The organism is Alkalibacterium iburiense (genome assembly GCF_039521845.1).
GTDB lineage: Bacteria > Bacillota > Bacilli > Lactobacillales > Carnobacteriaceae_A > Alkalibacterium > Alkalibacterium iburiense.
In genome coordinates this window covers 1-25850 of the sequence record NZ_BAAACW010000128.1, presented here as the reverse complement: position 1 = coordinate 25850, position 25850 = coordinate 1, and the positions used below count along the sequence as shown (strand labels likewise).

Genomic DNA, 25850 nt, shown 5'->3' with positions numbered 1-25850 from the left:
GCTATACTGAATAAGTAGTTGCATACTGAAAAAAAAGGGGGGGACAGACCACATGATTAAAAACCGTCGATGGATTAAAGTTGTGGATTTGGTATTAGTTGGAATAGGAATTGGAGCGGTACTCTTTTTATATTTAAACTACTCTGAACAATTAAATACCCCTGTTAAAGATTGGATAGTCGATAATTATTACAGAGTAACAGGTGCGGAAAATGGTGTTACGGCAATTTATCTAAATTTCCGCATGTTTGATACTATCTTTGAAGCGCTGATGCTGCTGGTGTGTATTATGGAAGTCATTAATATATCCGGATCTGGTGGGAAAAAGAGACAGGATAATGTGGAAGAGATAGGATTAGGACATCCAAAAGGATCTGACTTTGTGATCTATCCTATGCGCGTAGTTTATCCCTTATCCTTATTCTACGGGATTTATTTAATTCTTAACGGTCATATTTCTCCCGGAGGCGGCTTCCAAGGAGGGACCGTTTTAGCTACTGTGTTTATTATTCGCTATATCATTTATCCAAAACAACTCATTAATATTGATCAATTAGAAAAACTAGAATTTATGCTTTTTCTGGGCATCATTTTAGTCCCAGCTTTTTCTATATTTATGGAGATACCACTTATTAACCAGCTCTTACCTGATCAAGTGTATCTCATTATTATGAACACCTTAATTGGATTAAAAGTATTTGCCGGGTTTTCTATTATAATAAACTGGTTTATTTACTATGAAGGGGCTGAACAAACAGAAAGCAAACACGAAGAGCATACGTAAAAATCATAAAGGAAAGGAGGACCATTATGCTTTATTGGCTCGTATTATGCCCGATACTTATTGGGGTCGCTCACCTTACTTTTGGAAAAAAAGAATCGAAACGATGGGTTATTGCTGTACAAATAGGTATAGTACTGTATGCAACCTATTTATATTATCGAATGAATCAAGGCGACAGTATTATCAATCATTTGGGTAGTTCCTCTGGACTAGCAGCTATTACGTTAAGTGTGAATGAATTGACAATTGTCTTTATATGGATAACGACCTTGTTGTTTTTAGGCCTGTATATTTATGGATATTTTACTGAGTACTTTGATAATTACACAGGATTTTTATACTTAACACTCGAATCTCTCGTTTTAGTATTATTCTTGACTAATGATTTATTTAATATCTATGTCTTGCTGGAAGTGTCCACTATTATTATTGCTCTTTTGATTACTTCCAACCGTGAAAAGCAAGCCGTATATAATAGCATGATTTACTTATTTGTCACAGTGATCTCATCCTCTTTCTGGCTCTTTGGAACGGGTATGCTTTACCGAACTTACGGCTATTTTGATTTAAATATGATTTCAGAAGTCTTGACTCAAGTAGATAATCCTAGAAGCCTTATTCTTCCTTTCAGCTTTCTGTTATCAGCAGTGAGTACAAAAATTGCATTGTTCCCTTTACACGGCTGGCTGCCTAAAGCTTACAGCGCACCTAGTGCTCCACCGATAGTTCCGGCTGTTTTATCAGGTATATATGAAGCGGCAGGCCTTTATCTGTTTTTACGTGTGGTTACTTTATTTTCCGGTGTGATTCCGATTAATTCTTTCTTACTTGCTATTGGTTTTATTTCTGGGATCTTCGGCTTTATAAGAGCTCTTATTGAAGATGATATTTATATGGTTTTGGCCTACTCTACCATTTCTCAAATTGGATTAATTGTTATTGGGATGGCTACAGGAACAGAAGACGGATTCTGGGGGAGTGTGTATCATATTCTAGCCCATTCTTTATTTAAGTCCACCTTATTCTTAGCAACCGGTGATTTGATTCGTTATTACGGAACCAGAAAAATAAGTGAAATCAAAGGTGTCATGAAAACACTGCCTATAAGTGGGGTGTCTTTTGTCCTTGGCTTGTTAGGACTGACAGGTGCGCCTTTTTTCAATGGAGCCATTTCTAAAAACTTGATTGGCAGTGGGATCTATTCCACTCCTTTATATATTTTGCTAAATGTCATTACTTTAGGTACCGTTTTATACAGCTTTAAATTAATGTCTGTTTTAGTAGGAGACAATCAGCTAAGTAAAGAGGTGCGCGAAAAGGATCAACCCAAAGATTACTATCAATGGATTACTCTATCTTTTGGCCTGTTAACTCTTTTTACAGGACTATTTGGAGAACCTGTTATGTCTTTTCTATACGACTACCAATTAGACATTGCGATGAGTGATCGCCTGCAACATACCCTGACTTACATCTTATTATTGGCCATTGGTTTTTTCCTGTTTTCAAAATACAAAAGCAACAAAAAAGTTCTATTTCGAATCATGGGAATTAATTTATCTTTAATTCGATGATTCGAGCTTTGGTACTATACTTTATTACCTTAGTCGGCTATATGTACTGGATGCTTTAAAATTTTTATTAGGAGGAATAACGGTGAATCATTACGACAAACTGCATACAGGAGAATTATATAATCCAAACGATGAAACGGTTATGAAGGATCAGAGGAAATGCCTATAAAAACTGTATGATTTTAATGCGACGCGCCCGTCAGAAATGGAAAAGAGAGACAGGTTATTGAAAGATATGTTTGCTGAAATAGGAGAGAATTGCTATATCGAACCGCCTCTCCGTGCAAACTGGGGTGGGCACCATGTCCACTTCGGAAAAGGGGTCTATGCCAATTTCAATCTCACATTAGTGGATGATACGCACATTTATATAGGTGACCATGTCATGATTGCTCCTAATGTAACCATCGCCACAGGGACTCACCCAATTTCTCCAGAGTTACGTGAAAAAGGTATTCAGTACAATTTGCCTGTTCACGTTGAAAGAAACGTATGGATTGGCTCGGGAGCACAGATTATGCCAGGAGTAAGAATCGGCGAGAACTCCATCATTGGGGCAGGAAGTGTGGTCACAAAAGATATTCCGGCAAATGTCGTGGCTTTCGGGAATCCATGCCGAGTCATTCGAGACATATCTGAAAAAGACAATCAGTACTATCGCAAAAATATAAAAATCGATTTGAATTAAAGAAAGATCTCTAGTGAATAAACGCTCACTAGAGATTTTTTTGATTTGTAATAATGAATTTCCATTCTTTTGGGTAATAGTATTAATAGGAAGAAAAGAATGGAGTGAAGTTTGGATGGTTTATAAAGAACGAGAAGCACCTTTTCGAATGAGTTTAATGCAGTCATTAAAGAATCGCCTGCCCTTATCTAGAAAAGACAATAAGAAGTTATCAAATGCTATTAAAGGATTTGAAGGAGAATGTTTTTTTGATTCTTTAACAGAGAAACTAACCTGTGATTGCGAAGTATTAAATGATTTACTTTTAGAAGTGAATGATTCTGAATTTCAAATTGATTCGCTAGTAATGACAGGAGAAGGCATTACTTTATACGAAGTAAAAAATTACGAAGGCAACTATATTTACGAAGGCGGAAGTATCCGATTGCTGACTTCTAAGCAAGACTATCTAAATCCGTCAGAACAAACGAATCGAGCAGTTATACTTTTTAAACAATGGCTTGCTCTTCATCATTTCAATTTTAAGGTACAAGCCTACGTGGTATTTGTAAACAAGCATTTTTCGCTATTTCAAGCTCCGGCGGATATAGGAATTTTACTACCGGGGATGCTGGACAAACACTTTGAGCGAGTGAATAACATAACCACTCCTATTGGAAAAGAACATTACCGCTTAGCACAGAAATTATGTGAGCAACATATTTCTAGATCATCTAATATAAAATTGCCTAAGTACAATTATGATAACTTAAAGAAACAGGTGTATTGTAACCAGTGCAGTGGATGGATTAGAAGCATTGGCAGACGAATGAATACATGCCAAAAATGTGGGCATACAGAATTGAATTCAAAAACGATTCTTCGTCATATTCGGGAATTTCAGCTATTATTTCCAAATTGGAAGCTAACCACACCAATTATATACGAGTGGTGTGGGGGATTATTTTCTAAAAAGAGCATCCAATTAGTATTATCTAAAAATTTTAAGGCTTCAGGCGTTAAGCGAGCACGATATTACTATTAAATGGCGAGTATGGAACCCGTTATCGCCTTTCAGAACTTTCACATAAGAGTGAACGTCGATAAGACCGTCTCTTATCACCCTTCAGGACTCGTCAATCAGCGCGAACGTCGATAAAGCCATCCTTTATCGACGTTCAGCTTCAAAAATAATAACGAAGGTCGCTCAAACCAAAACACTCATCAATTAACTAAAAAAAGCACTCTCGAAATTTCTTCGAAAGTGCTTGTCTTTATATTAAACAGCGTATAAAGCTTTGATTTGGTCTTGAGCGGTTTTATTTTCTAAGAAATCATTATAAGTCGTCTCTGCTCGATCGACTACCCCGTTAGGAGTGACTTCAATAATACGGTTAGCAACAGTTTGAATAAACTCACGGTCGTGTGACCCGAATAAAACAGAGCCTTTGAAATCAACTAAACCATTATTCAAAGAAGTAATGGATTCTAAATCTAAGTGGTTCGTTGGATCGTCCATGATTAGAACGTTGGCTTTGCTGAGCATCATCTTCGATAACATGACACGTACTTTTTCTCCACCAGACAAAACAGACACTTCTTTCATAACTTCTTCGCCTGAGAAAAGCATGCGTCCTAAGAAACTTCTTAAGAAAGTATTGTCATTCTCTTCTTTAGAAGCAAATTGTCTTAACCAATCTAAGATAGTCAGAGAATTATTTTCGAATTCTGCAGAAGTATCTTTAGGCAGATAAGAACGAGAGGTTGTAATACCCCAAGTAACCGTTCCTGTATCAGGTTCCATTTCTCCCATAATGATTTTGAATAAAGTCGTGACCGCTAAGTCACTCATACTAGTGAAAGCGACTTTGTCTTCACGAGACAGGGTAAAGGTAATTTTATCTAATACTTTTGTTCCGTCAATCGTTTTAGACACATTCTCTACGCGTAAAACATCATTTCCGATTTCACGCTCAGGGCTGAAACCAACAAATGGGTAACGACGTGAAGACGGCTCGATATCATCTAAAGTAATTTTTTCCAACATTTTTTTACGAGAAGTCGCCTGTTTCGATTTGGACGCGTTCGCACTAAATCGGGCTATAAAAGCTTCTAACTCTTTAATTTTTTCTTCTTTTTTAGCATTTTGGTTCGCTTGTAATTTAGAAGCTAGCTGACTGGACTCTAACCAGAAATCGTAGTTTCCAACAAATAACTTTATTTTTCCAAAGTCGACGTCCACCATATGGGTACAGACTTTATTTAAAAAGTGTCTGTCGTGGGATACCACGATGACTGTATTTTCAAAGTTAATTAAGAAATCTTCTAGCCACGTAATGGAATGAACATCCAGACCGTTTGTCGGCTCATCTAAAAGCAGGACATCGGGCTTACCAAATAAGGCTTGAGCCAATAGGACTTTCACCTTATCTCCAGCAAGCAATTCGCTCATTTTTTGACTATGCAGGTTTTCAGGAATACCTAAGCCTTCTAAAAGAGTAGCGGCTTCTGGTTCAGCTTCCCACCCGTTTAATTCGGCAAATTCGCCTTCTAATTCAGCTGCGCGAATGCCGTCTTCATCAGAAAAGTCTGGTTTAGCATACACCGCATCTTTTTCCTGCATCACTTCAAATAAACGCTTGTGGCCCATAATGACGGTATCAATCACCAATTGGTCCTCGTAGTCAAAATGGTTCTGTTTTAAAACAGCCATGCGTTTGTCTGCTGGCATAGAAACGTCTCCGCTTGTTGGAGAAATTTCACCTGATAAGATTTTTAAGAAGGTGGATTTACCCGCACCGTTTGCACCAATCACACCATAGCAATTATCGTTTGTAAACTTTAAATTAACATCTTCAAATAGTTTTCTGTCTGAAAATAATAAACTAACATCTGTTACTGTAATCATACTATACAAATCCTCGATTCTATTACATTCTAATGACCTGAAAGATCATCACTCCTATTATACGTGCTTTTCACATAAAGTCAGGACTTTTCTGAAAAAAGTTTTAAAATTTAGGCTGAAAGACAAAAATCAGTCAAAAATGTAGTGTTTATTCCTCAAAGGGTCTATATAATAGAATATAAACCAAATGAAAAAGGATGTTTTACGTGACAGAATTACTCAGCACCTTACCCACACTCATTATTATCATTATTCTAATAGGATCATTATACATACTCTCTAAAGCAGCTGACCGTTTAATCGACGAAGCGGTCGCTCTGTCCTTACAGTTCGGCTTGTCTAAAATGGTCGTCGGTGCCACAATCTTATCTGTCGGAACCACATTACCCGAAGTTGCCTCTTCCTTAGCCGCCTCGTTAAGAGGAAATAGCCTGTTCGGATTAGGAAATGCAGTCGGCTCAATCATCACAAATGCCTCACTCATACTCGGCGTAGGGGCTTTAATCGGTCTTATTCCTGTGAAAAAAGAAACCAGACGGACTTTTTTGGTTTTTGCAGGGTCTATGCTGGGATTTATGGGGCTCAGCTTAATAAGTAGTGGGAGTCTTCAAGAAGGCCTATTGCCTCGTTGGAGCGGAGTACTTTTACTCTTGTTAGTGCCTTTTTATATTTGGCAGACGGTCAAAAAGAACCCAAAGGAAATTGAGGAAGAGTTGGAACAAAATCAAATAGAAGAAAAAGCACCTTCTCATTCTCTATCTAAAAGAGTGGTCATCTTGATTGTCAGCTCTCTAGGCGTTACGATAGGAGCCGCTTTACTGGTAGCCAGTGCTGAAATAACAGCAGTTAGAATAGGGATTCCAGACAGTATTATTGCTTCCACATTGGTCGCCTTCGGAACCAGTGTTCCAGAAATATCGACAACCTTAGTAGCCGTCAGGTATGGACATGGAGAAATGGCTATTGGCAATATTTTAGGTGCTAATATGATGAATATCTTACTGGTTATGGGAGCTGTTGCATCGCTCACACCAGGGGGAGTGCTTATTCCAGCTTCTTATATAACGGTCCAATACCCAGCCATTTTAGTCTTGATGGGGCTAATAGGTTTTCCTTTGTTCTTCAAACAGACGAGTCTCATCAACCGCCGACATGGACTCGCATTGGTTATCCTTTACGGGGTGTACTTACTCACTAGCTTTTTAGTATAAATAGAAAGGAGTATGCCGATTGCTGTCGGAATACTCCTTTTCATCTTGAATGATACGTTTCAGTATTTATTCTTTTTCTTCCAACACTTCAAAAATGTTTTTAGCCACGCTTGTATTGTCACTTAAGCCATGCCAGAGCTCACTCTTAGGTCCGAAGGCATAGACATTGACATCTTCTCCCGTATGACCGTCTGTGGTCCAGCCCGTATAAGACCGTTTGTCTACCGCTTTAGAAAGGATAGCCCTGATGCTGCTTGATGGGTTTTCGTTAGATAGAGCAGTTTGGATGGCACTTATTTCTTCAACTTCAAAATCCCATTCTACATACTCTTCTAAAAGGTCTACGACCGTACCTTCATTTACTATTTTTTGAGCAAGAAATTGTGGTGTCCGTTTCATTTGCCGAATCGGTTCGGGATTCCAGTGATTTTCTCCGTCAACTCCCATTGAAAATCCTCCCGTTCCGTGATCGGCTGTAACTAAAACAAGCGTGTCTCCGTCAGCTTCAGCAAAATCAAGGGCGGCTTCAAAAGCCTGTTCAAAATCAGTCATTTCACTCATCATGCTAGAGATATCGTTAGAGTGACCGCCCCAATCGATTTGGCTTCCTTCAACCATTAAAAAGAACCCGTCTTCATCCTTTGAAAGTCTAGATATAGCTGCTTTGGTCATGTCTTTTAATGAAGGGATATCTTCGTCTCTGTCCAGAAACATGGGAAGCCCTTCTTCAGCAAACAGACCTAACAGCAAGTCAGAATCTGAATCCAGTAACTCTTGTTTTGAAGAGACATAAGTATAGCCTCTTTCTTGAAGTTCTGATACAAGGTTTCGGTCTGAACGATTGAAATGTTTTAACCCACCACCCAGTAAAACATCTACTTTCAATTCATTTTTGATTATATCATCCACAGATGCATCTGCAATCTCAGAGTGCCTGTCGCGATCACGGACATGAGTAAAAAAGTTAGCCGGCGTCGCATGAATCACTTCACTTGTGACCACTAACCCAGTAGACATGTCTATAGTCTTTGCAGCTTCTATGACATTGTGCAGCTGCTCTCCGTTTCCATCCACACCTACTGCTGAGTGATAGGTTTTTTCACCCGTCGCCAAAGCCGTCGCTGCAGCGGCTGAATCGGTAATCGTTTCTTTTGTATCCGCTGAATGAGTCATCTGCTGACCGACTAAATGAGGATCAAAGGCGGTCTGCTCTAATTCAGCAGTCGCTGTATCATCCGAATAGTGCCGGTAAGGAGTCATGAGACTCGGACTCATGCCGTCTCCAATAAAAAGAATGATATTTTTAGGTGCCTGAGAATTTTCCGACGCTACATCTGTGTTTGTGACGACTGCTTCTTGTAATGGAGACGCAAACGTCCAAGTGATGATAGTGAAAAGTGCAATGATTAATAATATGACAGTCAGTCCTATTTTTTTAAACATAATCAAGTCACCCTGTTTATTTGTGCAAAAATTGTATCAATTTAAACGAGGGATAGCGACTAAAACTACTCATAAAAAGTGGTGAAAACCAGTTAAATTCTCATTGCCATGTCGTAATGTTCAATATCATAGTCGAGATACTTGTCAGAGATAATTTTGAAACCGAAGGAAGCATAAAAGTCCTTTAAATAAGCTTCTGCTTGTATTTCAATTTCCCGATTAGGGTAATGTGCTCTAGCATAGGCTAACACAGTTTCCAGTAGCTTTCGTCCATTGCCTTCACCGCGTCCTTCTTTAGGAACCAGAACTCTGCCGAATGTTATTTTCCCATCTTTTTCAAATAACCGAGCGTACGCTTTTAATTGACCGCTGTCTTTTTTATAAATATGAACAGCTTCCAAGTCATAGTCATCGACCTCTTGATAGGCTGACGTTTGCTCCACCACAAAAACCTTGATTCTCTCTTTTACGATGTGATGCCATTCTTTAGTATTTAATTCGTTAAATGTTTTAATAGACCACATGGTTCAATGCTCTCCTTTATGTGTCATGATGAATATAAATTAGTATACATCTCAAAATTGAGAAAGTGAAATGAAAAACACATAAAAACAGACGGAAAGACTACTGCTGTAGGGTTTTTATGAAAAACACCCGCTTTTTTTATAGATGTATGATACACTATATAAGGATTAATCATATCAATAGAAAGAAGGAGTATTATGGAGCTTGTTGTAATCGTCCTAAACAAAACAGACGTTTTAGACGAAATATTAACAGCGTTCGTCAATTATGAAGTCACAGGAGCCACTGTTCTGGACAGTAGCGGTTTAGGTCACCTCATATCGAATCGCTTTCCTATGTTCTCAATGTTTGCGGAACTGAAAGAGGAAAGAAAAGCAAACAGCAAAACCATTTTTACAGTAGTAGAAGACGGAGAAGAACGGGCGGAGGTTCTTGAAGCCGTCGAAAGTGTATTAGGAGATATTACTGAACCGGATACGGCTATTTTTTTCAGTTTGCCGGTTAACTTTACAAAAGGAATAGACGATCATCATATATTAGAAGAAGGTTTTTAGAAAATGACATATTCACTTTATATTGCTATCTTATTACTTGTTGGAATGGCCGGTGGGAAAATAGCAAGCAAAGTTGGATTACCCACTGTTTCTGGCTATATTTTAAGTGGATTGATTTTAGGTCCAAGTGTATTAAACCTTATAACAGGTGAAGTATATAACAATTTAGGATTTGTAAATGAACTGGCTTTAGGTATGTTAGCTCTATCAGTCGGAACAGAGCTGCATTATGAGATGTTCAAAAAGTTCGGTAAAAACTTAATGACCATCTCTATAGGTAATGCCGTATTCACCATCATTATAGGGACACTATTAACGTGGTGGATGGGGATGGAAATACAATATGCTCTCATTTTAGGGACACTGGCACTTACTGTTTCGCCCTCAGGTGTGGTAGAAGTTATTAAAGAAAACCGGGCTAAAGGAGAAATGACTCAAAATGTCCTTGGCCTGGTTGCTTTTGATAATTTACTCGCCATATTATCATTTGGTATGATGGTATCCTTTGTCCAATCATTAGGGGGAGACGGCGCTTCAGGAATTACTTTAGTGGGATCTGTCTTACTAGATATTTTCCTAGGTGTTCTCCTTGGAGCGGTTAGTGGATTGTTTGTCTCTTACTTTATTAGAAAGAAAACAACTAATGAAAACTTGCTCGTTTTCATTTTAGCTGCCATTTTATTTAACACCGGTATTGCCTCTATGTTTGGTTTATCGCCTGTATTAGTCAATATTGTCACAGGGATAGCCATTACGAACCTTACCTCTCGAAAAATACTTGTCGCATCCGTGCTGGATCGAATTGAACTACCGGTATTTGTGATTTTCCTGACTCTTGCAGGAGCCCACATTGATTTATCCGTCATTGGAAGAGTCGGATTAGCTGGTTTAGCCTACATCCTTGCTCGGTCAATCGGTAAATATGTCGGATCCTTATTCTTTTCACAGTTTACAAGTTTAGATAAAAAGATCCGCCCCTATATTGGTTTCGGACTCTTTCCACAAGCAGGGATTGCTATTGGATTAGCAACGATTGCGGAACGAAGTATACCGAATGTGTCCGGGGTCATTACAGGAGTTATTTTAGCTGGAGCCGTCTTCTTTGAGATTGCCGGTCCTATCATTGCGGAAAAAGCATTCAAAGCGGCAGGAGAAACACACCATTCTCGCCCTGAAGAACGACCTAAAAAAACAAAATAAACTGATAAAATAGATGCAAGGACACACTTTAAAGTGAAGCTTACGTTGAGCTTTATATTAAAGTGTGTTTTTTGCTAGGTCGAACACTACATTTTATTCACTTTTAAAGCTTTTTAATCTTAACTTACCATTGTATTTAAAGCCTTTTTGGTTTAAAGTGGAGAGAGGGATTTTGTGAAACAAAAAGACTGTTTCACGACTCTTAAAAGAAAGGATTTTGAAGGATGACTCCAGAAGAATTTCAAGCAGAACTGACTAAAAGAGACATTCCTATCTCAGAAGAAAAGATGCGTCAATTTGAACGCTACCTCGACCTATTAAGAGAGTGGAATGAAAAAATCAATTTAACAGCTATTACAGAAAGAGAAGAAGCGTATTTAAAACATTTTTATGATTCATTAACAGCCGGTTTGTATGTAGATTTTAACAAAGGGGTCCACAGCCTATGCGATGTTGGCTCAGGTGCTGGGTTTCCTAGTATCCCCCTAAAAATAATCTACCCTAACTTAAAGATTACCATAGTCGATTCGTTGAAAAAGCGAATTGGCTTTTTAGAGACATTGGTTAAAGAATTGGGCCTTGAAGACGTGCATTTATATCACGATCGAGCCGAGACCTTTGGACAGAACAAAGAATTCAGAGCCTCTTTTGATTATGTGACCGCCAGAGCAGTCGCCAGAATGAGTGTATTATCCGAATTATGCCTACCGTTATTGAAAAAGGACGGGACGTTTATTGCTATGAAAGCAGCTCATGCTCCAGAAGAACTAGAAGATGCTAAGCGTGCAATCGGCTTGTTGGGTGGAAAAGTAAGAGAAACCCATTCTTTTGACTTGCCCGAAGAAGCAGGCGAAAGACACATTATTTTAATTGATAAGAAGAAAGAAACACCCAATAAATACCCGAGAAAGCCAGGAACTCCTAATAAGAGCCCACTGGTATAAACCAAACAAGAGAATGATTGGAGGATCAGTATGGCACAAATCATTGCAGTCGCAAACCAAAAAGGTGGGGTTGGAAAAACAACGACAACCGTCAATTTGGGCGCTTCACTTGCTTATGTTGGAAAAAAAGTGTTGTTGATAGATATGGATGCTCAAGGAAATGCGACGAGTGGCTTAGGTGTGCGCAAAGGTGAAGTAGACAAAGATATTTATGATGTCCTGATAAATGAAGTACCTCTGAATGAAGTGATTCAATCTACCAGCCGCGAAAATTTAAGTCTCGTTCCTGCAACAATTCAGTTGGCCGGAGCAGAAGTTGAATTGACCAGTTTAATGGCTAGAGAAACCCGTTTAAAAAGAGCCGTTGAAACAGTCGTTGATGACTATGACTATATATTAATTGATTGTCCCCCTTCGCTAGGACATTTAACCATCAATGCCTTTACGGCAAGTGATTCCGTCCTTATACCGGTTCAATGTGAGTACTATGCCCTAGAAGGATTAAGTCAGTTATTAAATACCATTCGATTAGTACAAAAGCACTTTAATAAAGATTTGCGTGTGGAAGGTGTGCTGTTAACCATGCTCGATGCCCGTACGAATTTAGGCTTTGAAGTCGTGAATGAAGTGAAGAAGTACTTTAGAGAAAAAGTCTATGACACCATTATCCCACGAAATATTCGTTTGTCCGAAGCGCCAAGTTATGGCTTGTCTATTATTGATTATGACTTGCGTTCTAAAGGGGCAGAAGTGTATCAGGAATTAGCAAAGGAAGTGTTGGCTAATGGCTAATAACAAAAGAAAAGGGCTAGGCCGTGGAATAGATGCCTTGTTCGATGTCCCTGACTTTGAAAAAGAAATTGATCAAAACGAAGAAAAAGTAGAATTGATTGAATTAACAAGTATTCGACCGAACCCTTATCAGCCCCGCAGACACTTTGATGAAGACGCGTTGAAAGAATTGGCTGCTTCTATCGCCTTATCAGGTGTATTACAGCCAATTATTTTAAGAAAATCATCTGTTAAAGGCTATGAAATCATTGCTGGAGAAAGACGGTTCAGAGCGTCAAAATTAGCCGACAAAGACAGAATCCCTGCTATCGTCCGAGAACTGGACGAAGAAGTGATGATGCAGATGGCTATCGTTGAAAACCTGCAGCGTGAAGACTTAACGTCATTGGAAGAAGCGGAAGCTTATAATATGATGATGGACAAATTATCTATGACACAGGAAATGGTCGCAGAAAAATTAGGTAAAAGCCGATCTTATATTGCTAACCACCTGCGCCTGCTTTCTTTACCAGAAGAAGTCAAACAGATGGTACAAGAAGGCGCCTTATCTAATGGTCAAGCCCGAACACTGCTTGGCTTAAAGGATAAAGTTAAAATTATCAAACTGGCCAGACGAGCCGTTAAGGAACGGTTAACGGTCAGACAATTAGAGTTTTTAGTGTCTGAAGCGAATCAGCAGCAACCGAAAGAAGACAAGAAAAAAGAAGAAGCACCAGAAAAATCGATTTATATTCGTAAGTCTGAAGAATTATTGACAGACAAATTCGGGACCAGTGTGGTCATTCGCGAAAAAGGAGAAAAAGGAAAGATTGAAATTGAATATGTTTCTCCCGATGATCTGAACCGGATTTTAGAAGAGCTTGATATTGATTTAAATTAATAGGGAGGTTATCTCATATGAGCAAATCCTTTGATTTACATGATGTCGTAGAAATGAAAAAAGCCCACCCATGTGGCACAAACCGATGGGAAATTATTCGTATGGGTGCTGATATTCGAATCAGATGTACAGGATGCAATCATTTGGTACTCATGCCTCGCAGAGAATTTGAAAGAAAAATGAAAAAAGTTATCGAATCGAAAAATGAAAACTAAGATATTTTAGAAATAGAAAGGTGAGCAATTAAATGGCTCTAACAGCAGGAATCGTTGGTTTGCCCAACGTTGGAAAATCAACATTATTTAATGCTATTACAAAAGCAGGAGCAGAGGCTGCTAACTATCCTTTTGCTACCATAGATCCAAACGTCGGAGTCGTTGAAGTACCGGATGACCGTCTGAACCGTTTGGCCGAATTGGTTAAACCGCAGAGAGTGCTTCCGACAACCTTCGAATTTACAGATATTGCCGGTATTGTAAAAGGAGCCAGCAAAGGGGAGGGCTTAGGAAATAAGTTTCTAGCCAATATTAGAGAAGTGGATGCTATTTGTCATGTCGTCCGCTGCTTTGAAGATGACAACATTACCCACGTAGCTGGTCAGGTAAATCCCGCAGAGGATATTGAAACCATCAATTTGGAATTAGCTTTAGCTGACTTGGAAGCCGTTGACAAGCGAATAGAAAAGGTTAGAAAACAGGCAAAAACAAAAGATAAAGAAGCCTTAGCTATGCTAGCTGTATTAGAAAGAATTCAGCCAGTCTTAGAAGAAGGGAAACCGGTAAGAATGCTCGACTTTACAGAAGACGAGCTACCCATTGTCCGTTCTTTATTCTTATTAACCAGTAAGCCTGTTTTGTATGTCGCCAACGTATCGGAAGATGAAATAGCTGATCCGGAAAGCAATCAGCACCTGCAAACAGTCAAAGCGATTGCAGCAGAAGAAAATGCTGAAGTCGTGGCTATTTCGGCAGCGATTGAAGAAGAAATTGCCGAACTCGATGATGAAGAAAAAGAGTTATTCCTTGAAGATTTAGGTGTCACTGAACCTGGTCTAAACAAACTTATCCGTATTTCCTATGACTTACTTGGTTTAGCGACTTTCTTTACAGCAGGAGAAAAAGAAGTGCGTGCCTGGACTTTCAAAAAGGGAATGAAAGCTCCTCAAACGGCTGGAGTCATTCATAGTGATTTCGAAAAAGGCTTTATTCGAGCTGAAACTATTTCATTTGAAGATTATGATAAACTCGGCAGTGAAAAAGCGGCACGTGAAGCTGGGAAACTAAGATCAGAAGGAAAAGACTATGTCGTTCAAGACGGCGATGTTATCTTATTCCGCTTCAACGTGTAGAAGAGAGGATTGAAAGAATGTCTAAACAAAACGAAACGGTTGAACCAACACAAACTCTCGATGATAAAAGACGAGAAAATGAAGCCTTGTTTGCCCAGTTAACAAATAAAAATAAAGATTATATGGTTAAATTGAATCGTCAATTAGACGAGGGCGGCATGTTGGAAGAACAAAAAACAGAAATTTTTAATGATATGTTGAAAAATATTGTAGCTGAACAAGCCAATCATATAACGGCCCGCAAAATTTACGGGACATCAACAGATCAAGCTATTTATTTACTAGAAGGAAAAAGAGAGGCGACTGCTGAAGCGGGTGAGCGCTCTGAATCCTGGAAAATCTATTTAGACGGAGCCCTTCTTTTAGGAGGAATGTTCTCAATTATTACAGGTATTTCTTACTTTACAGGAAATCAGGAAGCAGGATTGGGACTGATTACGCTACTCCTTAACTTCTTATTGGGTGGATTAGCCGTTATGGTCATTACAAAATATGCTCCGACCCCAGGAGTCAAAGGGGGATTCTTTAAATACATTCTAGCCACCACGGTAACAATGGTAGGGTGGATTGTATTAATGGCCTTCGGGACCGCACTGATTCCACCAGCACTGAACCCCGTACTGCCGGGACCATACACCCTGGCCATCGGATTACTCGCGTTCTTAGCTAAATGGTACTTGAAGAAAAAACTCAATATCAAAGGAACACTTATTTAAATAAAACCTTTCAACAAAAACCTTTTACATTCGAGCACAGGCTGGGTGTGGAAGGTTTTTTTCTGTTTTATCTCCCTCCCCTTTATAGATATTAACCTTGGAGTCGTATAAAAGTATTTAATGGACAGGTGAAGAGTAAAAAAAGACTTACCGGTCTAATATAAGGGTTTTATACGACCTTATGCCTCTAAAACGAGTCTTTTTAGTCTTATATACAGAAAAAATTATGCTTATCCGAATGCTATTTACCCTAAAGCATTACTGAAAAGGGTGAAAGGGTACATAGAAGAGCTCTATCTGCACTAAAGTCAAAACTAAATAGCCGATATGTCACATAGGAGGCCTCTATGTGACCTTTTTTTCTTATTTAACCAATACTTAGGACACATAGAAAATAAAAAGGACCTAATCTTGATATGAGTCAATTCAATAAAGCTAAAAGACTCTTATACTCAGATTAGAAAGTTAGGAAAGGCGCTGAAAAAGCGACTAAAAAAAAGATACAAACTTGATACCGGTCAATTCTTAAAAACCAAATACTTTCTATACTATAGTTAACCAATCAACAAAAGGAGGAAAAAAACATGCAAAGAGCTATACTCAGTAAGAAAAATCAAATAACCGTAATCAGTGGTATTTTAATCGTTTTAGGATTCTTTAGCCGATTCGCACTCGATAATATGGCAGGGTTCAACATTGCCTTTATCATCGCTTCCCTATTAGGTGCAGCACCCATAGCGATTCAAGCCTACCAAGCGGTAAAAGTAAAAGTCATCAGTATCGATGTCTTAGTCACAATCGCTGTAATCGGCGCATTCCTGATTCAGAACTTTGAAGAATCAGCCATTGTCACTTTCTTATTTCTATTTGGAGCGTATCTAGAACAGCGCACGCTCAATCAAACCCGATCAGCTATTAAAGAGTTAACAGAACTAGCACCTGAAAGTGCCATGCGACAAATGGAAAATGGAGAATTTGAAGAAGTAGATGTCGATGATGTCGATGAAGGAGATATTTTACTCGTTAAAACAGGTGCAAAAGTCCCGGTAGACGGAACCGTTCTTACAGGAGAAGGTTATATCAACGAAGCCAGTATCACCGGTGAAGCCGAACCGGTCACCAAAGAAAAAGACTCAGGTGTGTATGCCGGAACCATTCTAGAAAATGGAACCATTCAAATCCGCGCCGATCGTGTCGGAGAAGACACCACCTTTGGCAAAATAATAGAACTGGTAGAAGAAGCACAAGACTCAAAATCAGAAGCCGAGCGGTTCATTGACCGGTTTTCAAAATGGTACACGCCGGCTGTATTAGTTTTAGCCTTTATTGTCTGGATCGTTTCTCAAAATGTCGAATTAGCCATAACCATTTTGGTATTAGGCTGTCCAGGGGCCTTAGTTATAGGAGTCCCGGTCTCAAACGTCGCTGGTATAGGGAATGGAGCTCGCAACGGTGTCTTACTCAAAGGAAGTGAAGTCATCCACGACTTCAGCCACGTAGACACGATTGTCTTTGATAAAACAGGCACATTAACTATTGGAAATCCAGAAGTAGGCGCAAAAGAATACTACGGAGAAAATACCGAGGAAGTTTTAGGCTACTTGGCGAGTGTCGAGCGCGAATCCGATCATCCTCTAGCTAAAGCCATTATCAAAAATATTGGAGACACCACACTTTCACCCGTCGAAGAAACAGAAGTCGTCAAAGGGGGAGGCATAGTGGCTACAGTGAATGGACACCGAGTCGCTGTAGGGAACGTCGCTTTAATGGAAAAAGAACAGGTCACATTAACTCAAAAAGCTCAAAGAGATGTGAAGCAGTTCGAGAAAAACGGGAACTCACTGGTACTCACAGCGGTTGACGGAGAGTTGAAAGTTCTGATGGGAATCCGTGACCAAATTCGTCCAGGTGTGAAAGAAGACCTGCAAAAATTAAAAGACTTAGGAGTCAAAAACCTCGTCGTACTTTCCGGTGATAACCAGGGAACCGTAGACTTAGTAGCGAGCGAATTAGGCTTAACAGATGCTCACGGTCATATGTTGCCGGAAGATAAAGCTGCTCATATAGAAAAATTGCAAAAAGAAGGTCAGATTGTTGCCTTTGTAGGGGACGGCGTAAACGATAGCCCATCCCTAGCCCTCGCTGACATCGGCATTGCGATGGGAAGCGGAACAGACGTCGCCATTGAAACATCTGATGTGGTTTTAATGAACTCAGACATGAGCCGTCTCCCGCATGCTTTAGGGCTCACAAAATCCACAGCCAATAATATGGTTCAAAATATTGTCATAGCCGTAGGAGTCGTCCTTATCCTTCTAGCCAGTCTCCTATTCGGGGAATGGATGAACATGTCCATCGGTATGCTGGTTCATGAAGCCAGTATTCTAGTTGTTATCTTTAACGCGATGAGACTCCTTCGCTACCGACGAAAAGGCGAACGTTACAAGGTAAAAAGAGACGACCTCGAAAAAGAGAAGAAAGTAGAATTAGCTTAAAAGTTGACGCTCGTCAATTTTTGTAGCCCATATACCCGCTATACTAAAATTAACCAAAGAGAAGGAGAGAGATAAAATGTATAATGCCACTATTCGTTTAGAAACCTTAGCATGTCCCTCATGTATGCAAAAAATAGAAAGTGCAGTAAAAGGATTGAAGGGTGTCGACAAAGACAGTGTGAAAGTTTTGTTCAACTCAAGTAAAGTAAAAACCACTTTCGATGCAGACGCCATTGCCATAAAAGACATTGAAAAAGCGATTGAGGATCTAGGTTACCCAGTGATTAAATCAAGAATTAAAGAGGCTTAAGAGAAAAGGAGAATAGCATGACTGCAATCAAAGACTATATAAAAGAAAATGACGAAAAGTTGGACTTGTTTACCACTGCCATTACTCGGGCTCATGGAAAGAACCACCCAGAGGCCTTTGATGTGCGCGAGATTTATACAGACATTCAAAACAAAACAGAAGAATCGGAGCATCCCAACTTAGATACAGAATTTTCAAAGCTAAGAAAAGTAACGAATGATTATACTATTCCAGACGACGTATGTGAGACCTACGCAGCAGTCTACACTATGTTATCTGAAGCAGACAAAACGTATCAATTATAAATTGAAAAAACCAGCATCCACTGATGGGTGCTGGTTTTTTGAATGCTTGTCTGACTAAGTGTGAGGCTGCACAAAGAATGCAACAGAAGAATGAGGTTAGCCAGTAATAAATCTCATCTATCGATATCCTTCAAAAAAATATATCAGTGAATACACTCCTTTACAAAAAATACCCCGTGGGGTATAATGCGTTTGAATGAACAAAAAAACCAGGAGGATGTCATGTTATTCAAAAGAATCCCAACAGTTTCTACTAAAGAGTTAGAAAGAAGACTTCCAGAAAAACCTACTATAATTGATGTCAGAGAACCGGTTGAATTTAGAGGAGGACATATACCAGGTGCTAAAAATGTGCCTTTAGCTAAGATCTCTACTTTTAATCCTAAAGGGAATGTATATGTCATTTGTCAGTCAGGTATGCGCAGCAAGAGAGCAGCGAAGCAGTTAATGAAAAAGGGCCACGATGTGGTAAATGTCCGCGGGGGTATGATGGCGTGGGCGGGAGCAAAAAGAGGAGGAAAATTATAATGAGAATTGTTATTGTCGGTGGTGTTGCTGGAGGCATGTCAGCTGCTACACGATTAAGAAGATTAAATGAGGATGCTGAAATTATTATATTGGAAAAAGGTCCCTATGTATCTTTTGCAAATTGTGGGTTACCGTATTATATTGCTGGAGACATCACGGAGAGAGAAAAACTTTTAGTTCAAACACCAGAGGCGCTACATGACCGCTTCAATTTAGATGTCAGACCCAATAGTGAAGCGCTATCCATTCATGCAAAAAAGAAAGAAATTCGAGTTAAAACTTTGGAAGAAGAGTATACTTTAACCTATGATAAATTATTACTCTCGCCTGGTGCTAAGCCATTTATTCCTCCAGCAAAAGGGTTACAAGAAGCAGAGAATGTCTTTACTTTAAGATCTGTACCGGATATGGATAAAATTTCTGACTATATGGATAACCATCAACCTAAACAAGCGGTGGTCATAGGAGCTGGCTTTATTGGTTTGGAAATGGCAGAAAGTTTAGCTAAGCGCGGGGCTGAAGTGACAATTTTAGAAAAAGCTCCTCATATTTTACCTCCATTCGATGTAGAAATGGCCGCATATGTGAATAAAGAGCTAAAAGAAAAAGGTGTAAAACTGTATACCGGACTAGCCGCTGAATCTTTTGAAGATAAAGGCCAAGTGGTTGTACTCGAAAATGGCGTGCGCTTGAATAGTGACATCACTTTAATGTCGGTCGGAGTTAAACCTGAAACGGCTTTGGCTTTAACAGCTGACATCGAACTAGGTGAACGTGGCGGTATTTTAGTGGATGAACATTACGAAACGAGTCAAAAAGATATCTACGCAGTCGGTGATGCCATTGAAGTGAAGCAGCAAATCAATGGAGAGTCTACCATGATTGCACTCGCTTCTCCTGCAAATCGACAAGGCAGACAGGCAGCAGATGTGATGAACGGATTAGATAGAAAAAATAAAGGAAGTATCGGGACAGCCATCGTCCGCGTTTTTGACTTGGCTGCTGCGTCAACAGGTTTGAATGAACGTCAACTGCAAGCATCAGGCGACACCTATGATGTGATTCACATTCAAGGTAAAAGTCACGCAGGATATTATCCTGGTGCTAAAACCATCGTATTAAAATTGATATTCAATCCAACGACTGGTAAAATTTATGGAGCTCAAGCTGTAGGAGAAGATGGTGTAGATAAGCGGATTGACGTTCTGGCTACAGCTATTAAAGCCGGGTTAACAATTGCTGATTTACCAGAACTGGAATTCACTTATGCTCCTCCTTTCGGTTCCGCTAAAGACCCTGTTAACATGGCCGGTTATGCCGCACTGAATATCATGGAAGGCATGAGTGAAACCATTCAATGGCATCAATTAGAAGATAAACAAGCTGAAGGACATGTGTTATTAGACGTTCGAAGCGAAGAAGAACTGAAGAACTTAGGAAAATTGAAAGATTCAATCAATATCCCATTAAATGACTTAAGAGATCGATTATCTGAGTTACCAAAGGATAAGCCTATTATCGTGAGCTGTCAAAGTGGTCAACGGAGCTATATAGCAGAAAGAATCTTAAAACAATCAGGCTTTGAAGCAAGAAACTTAGACGGAGCATTTGCTTTATATTCAACAGTTAATCCAGAAAAGGTGATAAAATAATGTATAACTCAATATCGATGCCGGAATTTGAACAAAAATGGAAAAAGGAAAAAGTTAATCTCATAGATGTACGAGAAACGAACGAATGGGAAAACGGTCATTTAAAAGGGGCGATTCTTATTCCTTTAAGTGAGTTCCATACTGAGAAAGAAAAGCTAGACAAAAATCAAGAATACTTCGTCATGTGTCATTCTGGCGGTCGATCGGCTATAGCTTGTGAGCAGCTATCTCAAGAAGGATATAAAGTAACCAATGTCATGGGAGGTATTTCTGCCTGGAAAGGAGAACTAGAATAGTGCAATATGATAAAAAAATAGTGAATCGTATTAGACGTTCCGATGGTCAGTTACATGGAGTTATAAAAATGATGGAAGAAGAAAAAGAATGTAGAGAGGTCGTCACTCAATTATCAGCTGTACGGTCTAGTATTGACCGGGCCATCAGTCTAATCGTGGCAAACAATCTAGTCGAATGTGTTCAAGAAGAGATTGATAAAGATGGAACAGGAGAAGAAAGTGTTCAAAAAGCGATCGAATTACTGATGAAAAGCCGATAAAATTAAGAGGTGAGCCTGATTTTTTTGCCGTACTAGGAAACCCCAGAATGACTGGGGTTTTTCATGCCTAGAAAATTAACTCATGCGTATTAATTTTAATTTGACTGATGTGAGATATAATGAACCTACAGGGGTGCTTATGAATAAAGCAGTTAGTCAGCTAAAACCTCTCGGCTATCAGTAGCTTGTAAAAAGGGAGATGAAGAGGCACATAAAAAGATAAAAAGGAGGCAAAGCAGATGTTCGAAAGATGGGTATTGATTAGAAAAGATACGCAAGAAGTAGTTATGGAAGGGCCTTTAAAAGACATACTTGAAAAACTGGGGGTGGATTCCCAGGAGGACATACCTACTAAATATGAACTTAAAGGGGCTCAACCCGACCGTCCAACTATAAATGGATAAGTACTGGCGTTTCGCTCTATAGCGGAACGCTTTTTTCATAAAAATAAGAAGGGACTTCGCATAGCCACAATCTCTTGTGATATAATAATGAATATTAATGAGTATTTTCTAATAAACCAACACTGGAGGAGTTTATATGACAGAAAACACGACAACACAATTAATTCAGAAAGTCGCAGACTATTTGAAAGAAGTAGATACAGAATCTCTGTCTGACTGGGGAGAGGAAAGAAATGACTTCATTCAAATGGGGGGAGACTACTTAAAAGGCGTGGATAAAGTGATTTCAGGTGATTTGCGCATCATAAAAGATGACGGCTCTGTCGGAACCTATCCCGCTTTCCGCGTGCAGCATAACAATGTGGCCGGGTATTATAAAGGAGGCATTCGCTTCAGCACAGGCGTTCATCAGTCTGAAGTCGAAACCTTATCGATGTTAATGACGTTAAAAAACGCTCTCCATGACTTACCCTATGGCGGTGGAAAAGGCGGCGTCCATATTGATGTGCGTCAGCATTCGAAACGCGAATTAATGGAAGTCAGTAAAGCTTACGTACGGTTACTTCAAAATGACATTGGTCCTTATAGAGACATACCCGCTCCCGATGTCGGGTCAGGTGCAGAAGTCATGGACTGGATGACCGAAGAATACAAAGCGCTGCATCCGAAAGAACCGTTTATCAATACCTTTACCGGAAAAAGCATTGCTAACGGGGGCGCTCAAGGACGAGCCGAGTCCACCGGTATTGGCACCTTTACCAGTTATTTTTACCTAGTCGAAGCGGTAATGAACGGCACTCTTCCAGTGAATGAGGAACACGCAGAGAAAAAGGAAAGAATAAAAGAAATAGCCAGCAAAGAAGAACCGATATCTGTAGCTATCCAAGGCTTTGGGAACTTGAGTCGCGCAGCCGCCATGGAAGCAGAGAGATGTGAGACTCCTCATCGTGTGGTAGCTGTATCGGATAGCCGTTCGACTGTTTATTCTAAAGCCGGACTTCCGGTTGAACCCTTAGCGTCCTTTAAAATGAAGCATGACAGACTGCCCAATGAAGAAGAGCTAAAAGAATTAGAAATAGAAGCAGAGGTATTGGATCCCAAAGAGGTCTTAACTTTAGACTGTGATGTGCTTATTTTAGGAGCCATTGAAGATCAAATCACAGCGGAAAACCAAGCGGACATTCAAGCGACTATTTTAGTGGAAGGGGCTAACGGTCCGATTAATCAGGACGCGGATGCTTACCTGGAATCAAAAGGAAAAGTCATTATCCCTGATGTTCTGGCTAATGCAGGGGGAGTAACCGTTTCTTACTTTGAGTGGATTCAAGGAACCACGAATGAAGTGAAATCTAAAACAGATATTTTAAATGACATGAACAGCCGGATGAAGGATGTGAGTCATAGAGTCTATACGGCTTATTTCAATTCGGAAAATGGCGAAACCATGCGCTTTTTATGCTACAAATTAGCTTTCGTACGTCTCATAGATTTAATGAAACGAACCGGTAAACTAATGTAAATAGTGAGGTGAACACGGATGAAAAAAGTGCTGATAACAGGCGCATCCGGTCGAATTGGCTCACGTCTTATTCCCTATCTGAAAGAGGACTATTCATTAGTTTTAGCGGATAAAGACGTCTCTTCCTTAACAGATTGGAATGCTGACACGATGACAGTTCATTCCTTAGATATAGTGAACAAAGAAGAATGCGAAAGAGTGTGTGACGGAGTGGATGTGGTCATTCATCTCGCAGGCAATCCCTCGCCATCTACGCCTTATGATGAAGTCAAAACCGTCAATATGGACGGAACTTACAACATGATGGCAGCCGCAAAAGAAGCAGGTGTCACACGCTTTGTGTTTGCCAGCAGCATTCATGCGGTAAAAGGCTATCCAGAAGATGTCCAAGTCAAAACAGACAGCCCGGTCCGTCCTTTGGATTTATATGGTGTTGGAAAAGTATTTGGAGAAGCATTAGGAAATTACTTTGCCTACCAAGAGGGAATGGAAGTCATAGCTATTCGAATTGGGGGACATATGTCTATAGAGTTAGGCATAAAGGCTGGCAAGCAGCCAAAAAAAGATCAACGGAGCTCTTATATTAGCGAACGCGATATGAATCAGCTCATAAAACGGTGTATAGAAGCTGAACTCGACGAACCCTTCCTACTGGTACACGGCATTTCCGATAACGAATATAACTATTTAGATTTATCAGATACAAAGAAAAAATTAGGATACAGGCCTGAAGACGATGGGTTTAGAGTGTTTGAAACCTATCAATAGAACATTTATAGAAAAAAGAGCCCTGCGCTAACAGGACTCTAATACAAGTCGTTAAAGACGGTGACTGATTTTACAGCAATAGAAAACAACCGCAACCTGTCAAAGTTGAGCGGTTATTTTCTATTGTCTTTTTTATGAAGTAGGGATGTGAGCTTTCTTAAGCGCCTGTTTCACTTTATGCATGACCAGAGCTTGGTCACCCGGACGCTCTAAATTAATTTCATCAATATCAATCACGAGAGTGTCGCTTTTATCATAAGAAGCGAACCAATCATCGTAGCGACTATGCAAACGCGTATAGTAGTCCAGTAAACCTGGGTTATCCTCAACCTGCTCATAAGGTCTGCCGCGCTTTTTAATTCTCTTTAAATGAGTGTCCAACGAGCCTCTTAAATAAATCAGTAAATCCGGCCCTTTCTTAGGCATCCCATCGATTTCTTCCATCATATTATCCAACAAGTCCGTATACAGTTCCATTTCAGCGCTGCTCATATTCCCTTGTTCATAGTTGATACGAGTGAATAAAGCATCTTCATATATAGAACGATCTAAAACGTTATGTCTGTGCACCAAAGCTTGCTTAATACTTCTAAAACGTGTATTTAAAAAGAAAATTTGTAAAGAAAAGGCCCATCTCTTTGGGTCATCATAAAATTTCTCTAAAAGGGCATTGTTTTTTACTTGTTCATAAAAAGCAGTACTATTTAATTCTTTTGATATTAGAGTGGTGTATGTACTTTTACCGGCTCCTATCATTCCAGCTAAAACGATCACTGACATTTGATCTCCTTCCAATTCAACTAAATTTTCAACTCTTCTATCATACCATAGAAATGAACAGTGAAGCATAAAAAGTATGACTATTTATAGGGCCAGACTCCTCCTGTTTGTTTTAAAATTAGGGAAGGGGTAAACTGAAAGGGAAGATAAAAACTGAAGGAGAGTAGATAGTATGCTATACCCGATTGTCACAGAAACCCGTCAAGTCATTGATTTAAACGGCATCTGGTCCTTTTACTTAGATGATGAGACAGAAGAAGTGGATGTCACTCAGCCACTAGAAACAGACGACGTGATAGCTGTTCCCGGTTCTTATAATGACCAGGCCGTACTGTCAGCCATTCGTAATCATGCTGGATCCGTCTGGTACGAACGCGACTTTATCATACCCAACACCCTGCACGACGAACGACTCGTCTTGCGCTTCGGATCAGCCACTCATCAGGCTACTGTTTATGTCAATGGCCAGAAAGTCGTCGAACACAAAGGGGGATTCATGCCTTTTGAAGCAGACATTAACGACGCTGTTCAAACAGGAAAAAACCGTCTCTTAGTAGAAGTCAGCAGCCTCCTTGATCACACGACCCTGCCCGTAGGAAACTACTCAGAAACGACCGACGAAAACGGCACAATCAAACGTCAAGTGGATGAAAACTTTGATTTCTTTAACTACGCCGGCTTACAGAACTATCAAGCGTGAAAGCCCACGGTTTTAATCGTGGGATGAGAGCGTACATTGAGATAAGTGCCTGCTTGGTTTGTCTTCTTTTTATTTTAAAATCAAGTATACATTTCTCTAGCCTTTCCGTTGACGGAGTGATATAATTAAATAAAAGAACATACGTTCGTTTGCAGGAGAGAGGTGAAGCGAGTGAAAAAAGAACAGACCGATACCTGTGTTAAAGTACTCAAAGTAAAATTAAAGCCGACTAAAGAACAAGCAGCTGAATTGACCCGGCTATCCAAAGAGTATATTTATCACGCCAA

27 protein-coding genes and 1 pseudogene are annotated in these 25850 nt (G+C 39.7%); 24 read left to right on the top strand and 4 right to left on the bottom strand.

All coding sequences use genetic code 11. From position 1 onward, the window contains the following. Positions 1-52 precede the first annotated feature (52 nt). The 4 genes and pseudogenes from ABDZ53_RS10260 (at position 53) to ABDZ53_RS10245 (ending at position 4070) form a co-directional block, all read left to right on the top strand. Positions 53-784 (top strand): MnhB domain-containing protein, encoded by a 732-nt coding sequence (locus tag ABDZ53_RS10260; RefSeq protein WP_343756216.1) that lies wholly within the window; start codon positions 53-55, stop codon positions 782-784. 26 nt (positions 785-810) lie between these two features. Next, positions 811-2358, top strand: a complete 1548-nt coding sequence (locus tag ABDZ53_RS10255) for a complex I subunit 5 family protein (protein ID WP_343756214.1) — start codon at positions 811-813, stop codon at positions 2356-2358. Positions 2359-2500: 142 nt separating this feature from the next. Beyond that, positions 2501-3046: pseudogene (locus ABDZ53_RS10250) on the top strand (sugar O-acetyltransferase). 13 nt (positions 3047-3059) lie between these two features. Then, on the top strand, positions 3060-4070 hold the full coding sequence (locus ABDZ53_RS10245) for a nuclease-related domain-containing protein (RefSeq protein WP_343756212.1): 1011 nt from the start codon (positions 3060-3062) through the stop codon (positions 4068-4070). A 234-nt stretch (positions 4071-4304) separates the two neighbouring features. On the opposite strand, the gene ABDZ53_RS10240 is transcribed toward ABDZ53_RS10245, so the two are convergent. Next, positions 4305-5933, bottom strand: a complete 1629-nt coding sequence (locus tag ABDZ53_RS10240) for an ABC-F family ATP-binding cassette domain-containing protein (protein ID WP_343756210.1) — start codon at positions 5931-5933, stop codon at positions 4305-4307. A gap of 206 nt (positions 5934-6139) precedes the next feature. On the opposite strand from ABDZ53_RS10240, the gene ABDZ53_RS10235 reads away from it, so the two are divergent. Then, positions 6140-7144, top strand: a complete 1005-nt coding sequence (locus tag ABDZ53_RS10235) for a sodium:calcium antiporter (protein ID WP_343756208.1) — start codon at positions 6140-6142, stop codon at positions 7142-7144. 66 nt (positions 7145-7210) lie between these two features. Here the strand turns inward: ABDZ53_RS10235 and ABDZ53_RS10230 are convergent, their stop codons facing one another. After that, a complete protein-coding gene (locus ABDZ53_RS10230; RefSeq protein ID WP_343756206.1) occupies positions 7211-8587 on the bottom strand; it encodes an alkaline phosphatase in 1377 nt (458 codons plus the stop codon). Between the two features lie 92 nt (positions 8588-8679). Next, positions 8680-9111: a GNAT family N-acetyltransferase gene (locus ABDZ53_RS10225; RefSeq protein ID WP_343756204.1), complete on the bottom strand. Its 432-nt coding sequence runs from the start codon at positions 9109-9111 to the stop codon at positions 8680-8682. Between the two features lie 198 nt (positions 9112-9309). On the opposite strand from ABDZ53_RS10225, the gene ABDZ53_RS10220 reads away from it, so the two are divergent. The 18 genes from ABDZ53_RS10220 (at position 9310) to ABDZ53_RS10135 (ending at position 24083) form a co-directional block, all read left to right on the top strand. Further along, positions 9310-9666: a hypothetical protein gene (locus ABDZ53_RS10220; protein WP_343756202.1), complete on the top strand. Its 357-nt coding sequence runs from the start codon at positions 9310-9312 to the stop codon at positions 9664-9666. Positions 9667-9669: 3 nt separating this feature from the next. Continuing rightward, entirely contained in the window at positions 9670-10866 is a 1197-nt protein-coding gene (locus ABDZ53_RS10215) for a cation:proton antiporter (protein ID WP_343756200.1), read from the top strand. 224 nt (positions 10867-11090) lie between these two features. Beyond that, positions 11091-11810 (top strand): 16S rRNA (guanine(527)-N(7))-methyltransferase RsmG, encoded by a 720-nt coding sequence (rsmG, locus tag ABDZ53_RS10210; RefSeq protein WP_343756198.1) that lies wholly within the window; start codon positions 11091-11093, stop codon positions 11808-11810. Positions 11811-11840: 30 nt separating this feature from the next. Continuing rightward, the gene (locus ABDZ53_RS10205) at positions 11841-12602 is read left to right on the top strand and encodes a ParA family protein (RefSeq protein WP_343756196.1); all 762 of its coding nucleotides are present in this window, start codon (positions 11841-11843) and stop codon (positions 12600-12602) included. Further along, positions 12595-13482: a ParB/RepB/Spo0J family partition protein gene (locus ABDZ53_RS10200; protein WP_343756194.1), complete on the top strand. Its 888-nt coding sequence runs from the start codon at positions 12595-12597 to the stop codon at positions 13480-13482. Before ABDZ53_RS10205 ends, ABDZ53_RS10200 begins: the two co-directional genes overlap by 8 nt. A gap of 17 nt (positions 13483-13499) precedes the next feature. Continuing rightward, on the top strand, positions 13500-13697 hold the full coding sequence (locus ABDZ53_RS10195; protein ID WP_343756192.1) for a DUF951 domain-containing protein: 198 nt from the start codon (positions 13500-13502) through the stop codon (positions 13695-13697). 32 nt (positions 13698-13729) lie between these two features. Continuing rightward, on the top strand, positions 13730-14830 hold the full coding sequence (gene ychF / locus ABDZ53_RS10190) for a redox-regulated ATPase YchF (protein ID WP_343756190.1): 1101 nt from the start codon (positions 13730-13732) through the stop codon (positions 14828-14830). Positions 14831-14847: 17 nt separating this feature from the next. Next, the gene (locus tag ABDZ53_RS10185) at positions 14848-15546 is read left to right on the top strand and encodes a DUF1129 domain-containing protein (protein WP_343756188.1); all 699 of its coding nucleotides are present in this window, start codon (positions 14848-14850) and stop codon (positions 15544-15546) included. A 584-nt stretch (positions 15547-16130) separates the two neighbouring features. Next, positions 16131-18041: a heavy metal translocating P-type ATPase gene (locus ABDZ53_RS10180; protein WP_343756186.1), complete on the top strand. Its 1911-nt coding sequence runs from the start codon at positions 16131-16133 to the stop codon at positions 18039-18041. Between the two features lie 76 nt (positions 18042-18117). After that, on the top strand, positions 18118-18351 hold the full coding sequence (locus ABDZ53_RS10175; RefSeq protein WP_343756184.1) for a heavy-metal-associated domain-containing protein: 234 nt from the start codon (positions 18118-18120) through the stop codon (positions 18349-18351). 17 nt (positions 18352-18368) lie between these two features. After that, positions 18369-18656, top strand: a complete 288-nt coding sequence (locus ABDZ53_RS10170) for an iron-sulfur cluster repair di-iron protein, ric (RefSeq protein ID WP_343756182.1) — start codon at positions 18369-18371, stop codon at positions 18654-18656. 222 nt (positions 18657-18878) lie between these two features. Then, positions 18879-19184 (top strand): rhodanese-like domain-containing protein, encoded by a 306-nt coding sequence (locus tag ABDZ53_RS10165; protein ID WP_343756180.1) that lies wholly within the window; start codon positions 18879-18881, stop codon positions 19182-19184. Next, positions 19184-20836 (top strand): FAD-dependent oxidoreductase, encoded by a 1653-nt coding sequence (locus tag ABDZ53_RS10160; RefSeq protein ID WP_343756178.1) that lies wholly within the window; start codon positions 19184-19186, stop codon positions 20834-20836. Before ABDZ53_RS10165 ends, ABDZ53_RS10160 begins: the two co-directional genes overlap by 1 nt. After that, positions 20836-21132, top strand: coding sequence for a rhodanese-like domain-containing protein (locus ABDZ53_RS10155; protein WP_343756176.1), 297 nt, complete (start codon positions 20836-20838; stop codon positions 21130-21132). Before ABDZ53_RS10160 ends, ABDZ53_RS10155 begins: the two co-directional genes overlap by 1 nt. Continuing rightward, complete coding sequence (locus tag ABDZ53_RS10150; protein ID WP_343756174.1) at positions 21132-21392, top strand: metal-sensitive transcriptional regulator; 261 nt, start codon at positions 21132-21134, stop codon at positions 21390-21392. Before ABDZ53_RS10155 ends, ABDZ53_RS10150 begins: the two co-directional genes overlap by 1 nt. 239 nt (positions 21393-21631) lie before the next feature. Then, entirely contained in the window at positions 21632-21796 is a 165-nt protein-coding gene (locus tag ABDZ53_RS10145) for a hypothetical protein (protein ID WP_343756172.1), read from the top strand. 136 nt (positions 21797-21932) lie between these two features. Next, complete coding sequence (locus tag ABDZ53_RS10140; protein WP_343756170.1) at positions 21933-23315, top strand: Glu/Leu/Phe/Val family dehydrogenase; 1383 nt, start codon at positions 21933-21935, stop codon at positions 23313-23315. An 18-nt stretch (positions 23316-23333) separates the two neighbouring features. Next, positions 23334-24083, top strand: coding sequence for an NAD-dependent epimerase/dehydratase family protein (locus ABDZ53_RS10135; protein ID WP_343756169.1), 750 nt, complete (start codon positions 23334-23336; stop codon positions 24081-24083). Positions 24084-24215: 132 nt separating this feature from the next. Here ABDZ53_RS10135 and ABDZ53_RS10130 read toward each other — a convergent pair whose 3' ends face one another. Continuing rightward, positions 24216-24863 (bottom strand): deoxynucleoside kinase, encoded by a 648-nt coding sequence (locus ABDZ53_RS10130; protein WP_343756168.1) that lies wholly within the window; start codon positions 24861-24863, stop codon positions 24216-24218. Between the two features lie 172 nt (positions 24864-25035). Between ABDZ53_RS10130 and ABDZ53_RS10125 the strand changes: the two genes are divergently transcribed. Further along, positions 25036-25563 (top strand): sugar-binding domain-containing protein, encoded by a 528-nt coding sequence (locus tag ABDZ53_RS10125; protein WP_343756167.1) that lies wholly within the window; start codon positions 25036-25038, stop codon positions 25561-25563. Positions 25564-25850 lie beyond the last annotated feature (287 nt).